At 31.2% G+C, this 6,136-nt stretch carries 4 protein-coding genes and 1 pseudogene; all 5 read right to left on the bottom strand.

What is annotated here, in order from left to right; translation table 11 throughout:
* Positions 1 to 2,765, bottom strand: a 2,765-nt coding sequence (gene mfd, locus RQ907_RS07035) for a transcription-repair coupling factor (protein WP_311492669.1), incomplete at its 3' end; no start/stop codon positions are given.
* Positions 2,758 to 3,345, bottom strand: coding sequence for an aminoacyl-tRNA hydrolase (gene pth / locus RQ907_RS07030; RefSeq protein WP_311492668.1), 588 nt, complete (start codon positions 3,343 to 3,345; stop codon positions 2,758 to 2,760). The genes mfd and pth, both read right to left, overlap by 8 nt.
* On the bottom strand, positions 3,345 to 4,328 hold the full coding sequence (locus RQ907_RS07025; RefSeq protein ID WP_311492667.1) for a ribose-phosphate pyrophosphokinase: 984 nt from the start codon (positions 4,326 to 4,328) through the stop codon (positions 3,345 to 3,347). Before RQ907_RS07025 ends, pth begins: the two co-directional genes overlap by 1 nt.
* A gap of 2 nt (positions 4,329 to 4,330) precedes the next feature.
* Positions 4,331 to 5,716, bottom strand: a complete 1,386-nt coding sequence (gene glmU, locus RQ907_RS07020; protein ID WP_311492666.1) for a bifunctional UDP-N-acetylglucosamine diphosphorylase/glucosamine-1-phosphate N-acetyltransferase GlmU — start codon at positions 5,714 to 5,716, stop codon at positions 4,331 to 4,333.
* A pseudogene (locus tag RQ907_RS07015) lies at positions 5,717 to 6,136 on the bottom strand (purine-nucleoside phosphorylase); the annotation flags it as partial.

Here is a 6,136-nt window from a genome sequence, read left to right as displayed (position 1 = left end):
ATCCTGCCTTTTAACTGGTAAAGCTGAGATAACCCCATTAAATCAGCATCATAAATTATGATTTTGTTTACATTTTTTATGTCAATTCCCGTCTCTATGATGGTTGTTGCAAGCAAAATGTCAGTCTTTCCTTCTATAAAATCAATCATTATATTTTCAATTTGTCTAGGACTCATTTGACCATGGACTATATCAACACTTGCTTCTGGGACTAGTTCTTTTATATTTAAATAGAGTTTTTCAATATCGTTTACCCTGTTATAAACAAAATAAACTTGTCCATTTCTATTTAGTTCCTTAAGTATAGCATCTCTTATAATTCCTGGGTCGTATTCTAAAACATAGGTATTTACTGGAAGTCTTTCTTCTGGTGGTTCATCTAAAGTCGATAGGTCTCTTATGCCTGATAGGGACATTTGAAGAGTCCTTGGAATTGGAGTAGCTGATAAGGTTAAAACATCAATTGAAGATTTAAACTTTTTGAATTTCTCTTTATGTTTTACACCAAACCTCTGCTCTTCATCTATAACTAATAAGCCTAATTTATTGAATTTGACATCTTTTGAAAGTAATCGATGGGTACCAACAACTATATCAACCTTGCCAGTTTTTATATTCTTCAATATCTCTTCATCCTTGGTTTTTGTATTGAACCTTGAAAGCATAGCACAAGTAATAGGAAAATCTTTAAATCTTTCTAACATTGTGTGATAATGCTGGTTAGCTAAGATAGTTGTAGGCACTAAAAATGCAACTTGATAACCATCCATAATGGCTTTAAAAGCAGCTCTTAAGGCCACTTCAGTTTTACCATATCCAACATCACCACATAACAACCTATCCATAGGATTTTCACTTTCCATATCAGTTTTGATTTCCTCAAGACTTCTTAATTGTGAAAAAGTTTCATCATAAGGAAAAGAATTTTCAAATTCATTTTGCCAAGTAGTATCTTTTGAAAAAGCGTGCCCCTTTTCCTTAGCTCTTTTTGCGTAAAGTTTTACCAGGTCATCAGCAATTTCATCAACAGCCTTCCTAGCTCTTTGCTTAGATTTTTGCCATTGGATGGAACCCAAGGCTGATAATCGCGGTTTTTCGCCCTTATTACCTATATACTTACTAACTAAATTCATCTGATCAACTGGTATGTAGAGCTTATCATTTCCTCGATATTCTATCAGGATAAAATCTTTCTCAACATCATTTCTTTCAATTTTTGTTAAACCCTTATAAATTCCAATCCCGTTATTTTCATGAACCACATAATCTCCTATTTCTAAATCTGAATAGTTGATTATATTTTTTGAAGAGATTTTTTTACGATTGCTAGTCTTAGTAGACGTCTTACCGTATATTTCAATACTAGTAAAGACATACAAATTCACGTCCCTAACATAATAACCTTCGCTAGATTTCTTCTCAGATACAATGATAGGAAAGTTATCATAATCAGCAGCATTTTCTTCTGAGTTAGCTAGTAAAAATCCTTGATCAACATAACTTTCTAAAAGTTTTTCTTTCCTTGACTTTGAACCAGCAAATACAAAAACTTTTTTATCTTTCTTTGCCAAATCGATACTTGTTTTTATAAAGTTTTCTACATTTTTATTAAAATTTTCAGATTCAATTGTCTTAAGCTCAATAATTTTCTTTGGAGAAAATAATTTTGTACGCTTAAGAATAGATGTAAAGTTAATTATAGACTTACGAGATATTTTCTCATATATTTCTTCACTATTGATTAAGTAATTTTTAAAATTACCAAATACTTCCCCATTTTCCATCTGATAAGTTAAATCTTCAAGAAATTTTTCTTCATCAGATGTAACAGTTTCATAAATCCTAGATACATCATCGAAAATAAATATAGTATCATCAGGCATGTAATCAATAAAAGTAGAATAATTATCACTCCTATAAGCATTAATCAAATCTTTATTTGCAACATACATACTTTGGTCCAAAAAAGAAATAATTTGCTTATACTTATCTACAAGTTTTTGATCCTTAATATCGAATATTTGTTTATGCTCTATATCATTAGAAATAGCCTTGATTACCTTTTTATAATCTTCTTCATCGTATAAAAGTTCATTAGCCGGACTTATCTCAACACTATTGATTTTTTCTATTGTTCTTTGAGTATTTTTGTCAAATATTCTTATAGAGTCAATCTCATCATCAAATAATTCTATCCTAACTGGGTTCTGATAATTAACAGGCCAAATATCAATTATTGACCCCCTCTTAGCAAAGTCACCTCTTTCTTCAACAAAATCCGAAGGGTTGTAGTTAAGAGCAAGGAGGTTATTGATAAATTTATCAACATCAATCACACTCTCCTCATCTATTTTAGCAAAAGACTTATTAAATTTATCTAAAGTTGTAAGTTTATTTTTCATAGCACCAATACTAGTTACTGTGATAAACTTTTCGCCCTTTGCAAGACTTATGAGAGTATCTATCCTTTGATAATTTTTGTTATCATCAATTGACTTTATATTATAATAATTTGTATCAATTTCTGGATAATATTTTGCTATATTTGAAATTTGATTTATATCATTTAGAAATTTCTCAGCTCTCTTTTGGTTTTCTGCAATAAACACAATATTACGTTGAAGCAACTCAAAAATAGCTAAGGCTAGATGTCCACTTATTCCATCAGTTAAAGATTGAATATATAAAGGTGAAGAATCTTTAAGTACATATTTAATTTTTTTTATTTGTTCAATTGCAATTAATTTTTCAATTAATTTATTCATTATTATTCTGCACCAACTTAACTGAATTGCATTTATTCATTGCCTTATCTATATTTTCGCTAAGAATTATTTCTATAGCATCTACAGCAAGCCTAATTTCATCTTCTAAGACCTTGACTTCATCTTTTGTGAATCCACTTAGGACGAAATTAGCTAAATCCCATTGGTCTGGCTTTTTGCCTATAGAAACTTTTATTCTTGGAAATTGATCATCTTGGATTTGATAGATAATAGATTTCATTCCATTATGGCTACCAGCAGATCCTTTTTTTCTAATCCTAATTGTCCCAAAATCTATATCTATATCATCATAAATAACTATAAGTTTATCGGAATCAAACTTATAAAAATTTCTTAATTCTCTAACTGCTTCACCTGAATTATTCATATATGTTTGTGGTTTTATGAGCATGACTTTATGGCCAGAGATTTCTCCCTGACCATATAATGATTTGAATTTTAATTTTCTTACATCAATATCATATTTTCTAGCCAAATAATCAATAGTCATGAAACCAACATTGTGTCTAGTGTTTTCATATTGTAATCCAGGATTGCCTAATCCTACGATATAATACATTATTCTATAACCGTAAACAGACCGCTAATTGATTCGTAAGTATTAATTCTATTAATAGCTTCAGCCAAGAGTGGAGCTATTGATAATTGAGTTATTTTATCAATTCTCTTTTCTTCTGGTAGGGCTATTGTATCTGTAATTACAACTTCTTTAACAGATGGTTTTTGAAGTTTATTTATAGCATCACCTGAAAATACACCGTGTGTAGCCACAAGATAAACATCTTTAGCCCCATTTTCAACTAAGAAATCAGCAGCATTTGTAATTGTACCAGCAGTATCAATCATATCATCAACAATTATAGCGTGTTTTCCTTTGAAATCACCTATTACAGACATAACCTCAGAAACATTAGGCATTGGTCTTCTTTTTTCAATAATTGCTATAGGAAGCTTTAGATAATCGGCAAATTCTCTTGCACGTCTAACTCCACCAAGGTCTGGACTTACTACAACAAATTCCTCAGGTTTATCAAAGGCGAAAGATTGGAAATGTGTAGAAAGTAATCTAATAGCAGAAAAATGGTCAACTGGAATATCAAAATAACCTTGAATTTGTCCAGCATGAAGATCCATGGTTATTATCCTATCGGCACCAGCTACAGTAAGTAGATTTGCAACGAGTTTTGCAGTTATTGGTTCCCTACCCCTAGTTTTTCTATCTTGTCTAGCATATCCATAATAAGGGATTACTGCATTAATATATCCAGCAGAGGCTCTCTTACAAGCATCAATCATGATTAATAATTCCATAAGGTTATCATTAGTAGGATTAGATGTAGGTTGAATAATAAACACATCTTTGCCCCTGATTGACTCATTAATCTTAATACTGATTTCACCGTCTTTAAATTTATTAATATCAGCCTTTGTAAGTTCACTTCCTAAGTTCTTAGCTACACTTTCAGCTAATTTTATGTTGGAATTACCTGATAATAGTTTTAATTCCCCTCTTTGAATGTACTTGTTTCCTCTAGATGACATTTTTACTCCTTATGATTTTTATCTCTTTCTTTTTTTCTTTCGACATAACCTGTAATATGTTTTTGTTCGGCTCTTTCTATTATTAACTCACCCGAACTAACATCTTCTGTTATGGTAGAGCCTGCTGCTACAAAACCTTCTTTTTCAACTTTTACGGGTGCTACAATATTTGCATTAGATCCTATGAATGCACCATCTTCAATGGTGGACCTATGTTTAAATTTACCATCATAATTTACAAATACTACCCCACATCCAATATTTATATCTTTGCCTAAATCACTATCACCAATATAAGCAAGATGACCGGCTTTGGTACCTTCCCCTAGTTTTGAATTTTTAACTTCAACAAAGTTTCCTATATGGACGCCTTTTCCTATGTAAGAATTTGGTCTAATCCTAGAATAAGGTCCTATATTACTATCTTTTTCCATGTAACAATCTTCAATAACCGCATTGTCAACTCTTACATTATCTTCAATTGTCGAGTTAATAATCCTTGTTGACCCATCAATTAGGCAGGATTTACCAATCTTAGAATTTCCGTAAATCTTTACGAAGCCTGAAATAACTGTATCTATGCCTATTTCTACGCCCTCTTCAATAAAGGTTGTTTCAGGACTTTCGATTATCACACCATTAATCATATGAGCTTTATTAATCCTATTTTGTAAAATTTTGCTAGCTTGGTAAAGTTCATATTTATTATTTATTCCATAGAACTCTTCACAATCTTCACTAACATAAGCGCTTACTTTTTTATCTTGATTTTTAAGTACTCCGATACAGTCAGTTAGGTACAGCTCGTTTTGATCGTTATCAGAATTTATTTTAGAAAGAGATTCTCTCAAATCTTGAGCTTTGAAAATATAAATACCTACATTTATCTCATTTATATTTTCTTGCCCAATTACTAAGTCCCTATCCTCAGTAATCTTTATAAAATTATTATTTTCATCCCTTATAATTCTTCCATAACCCTTGGGTCTATCTATTAAGGTTGAAAGTATAGTACAGGAAGAGTCTGTTTCATCATGATAATTTATAAGTTTTTCTAGAGATTCTCTTTTTATGAGTGGTATATCTCCATTTAAAATAAGAACTTGGTCATTGTCATCTATATAGTCTAGGGCAAGGCTGGCTGCATAGCCAGTCCCGTAAGGAATCACTTCTCCTATTTTTTGTTCAACTATTTTTATATCTGGGAAAAGTTCTACTAGCTTCTCCTTATTAGCTCCTCCAATAATAATTGTTTCAGAATTATCGAAGTCACTCGCTTTTTTTACGTACTTTATTATTTCTTTATTAATTAACTTATGAAGAACCTTGGATGTTTCAGATTTCATCCTTGTTCCCTCACCAGCAGCCATTATTATCGTTTTAATCATCTAAGCTTCTGCTACCTCAAGAGCAAGTTCCATCATATTTGTATATGACTTTTGCCTATTTTCAGCACTATCTGCTACATTTTCTACAAGCGAATCAGAAATTGTAAATATTCCTAAGGCCTTCTTTCCATGTTTTCTAGCTGCCATAAAAAGACCATATGATTCCATTTCTACACAAAGTATCCCATATTTTCTTAAATTTTCGAATACTTTAGGATCCATTTCTGAATAAAATTGGTCAGATGAATGAACTTGACCACAATGAGTCCTAAACCCAAGTTCTTTGGATTTTTCGACAGCTTCAACCAATAAATCAAAATCAGGTGTTACTGAAAAATTTATATTACCAAAAAGATTATCGTTTATTGAAGATTCTGAACAAGCTGATTGAGCGATTACAATATCATGTAACTTTACATC

The sequence above is a fragment of the uncultured Anaerococcus sp. genome, from assembly GCF_963510575.1.
In the GTDB taxonomy this organism is placed as follows: domain Bacteria; phylum Bacillota; class Clostridia; order Tissierellales; family Peptoniphilaceae; genus Anaerococcus.
The sequence above is the reverse complement of the archived record's forward strand: the minus strand, read 5'-3'. Positions and strand labels throughout refer to the sequence as shown.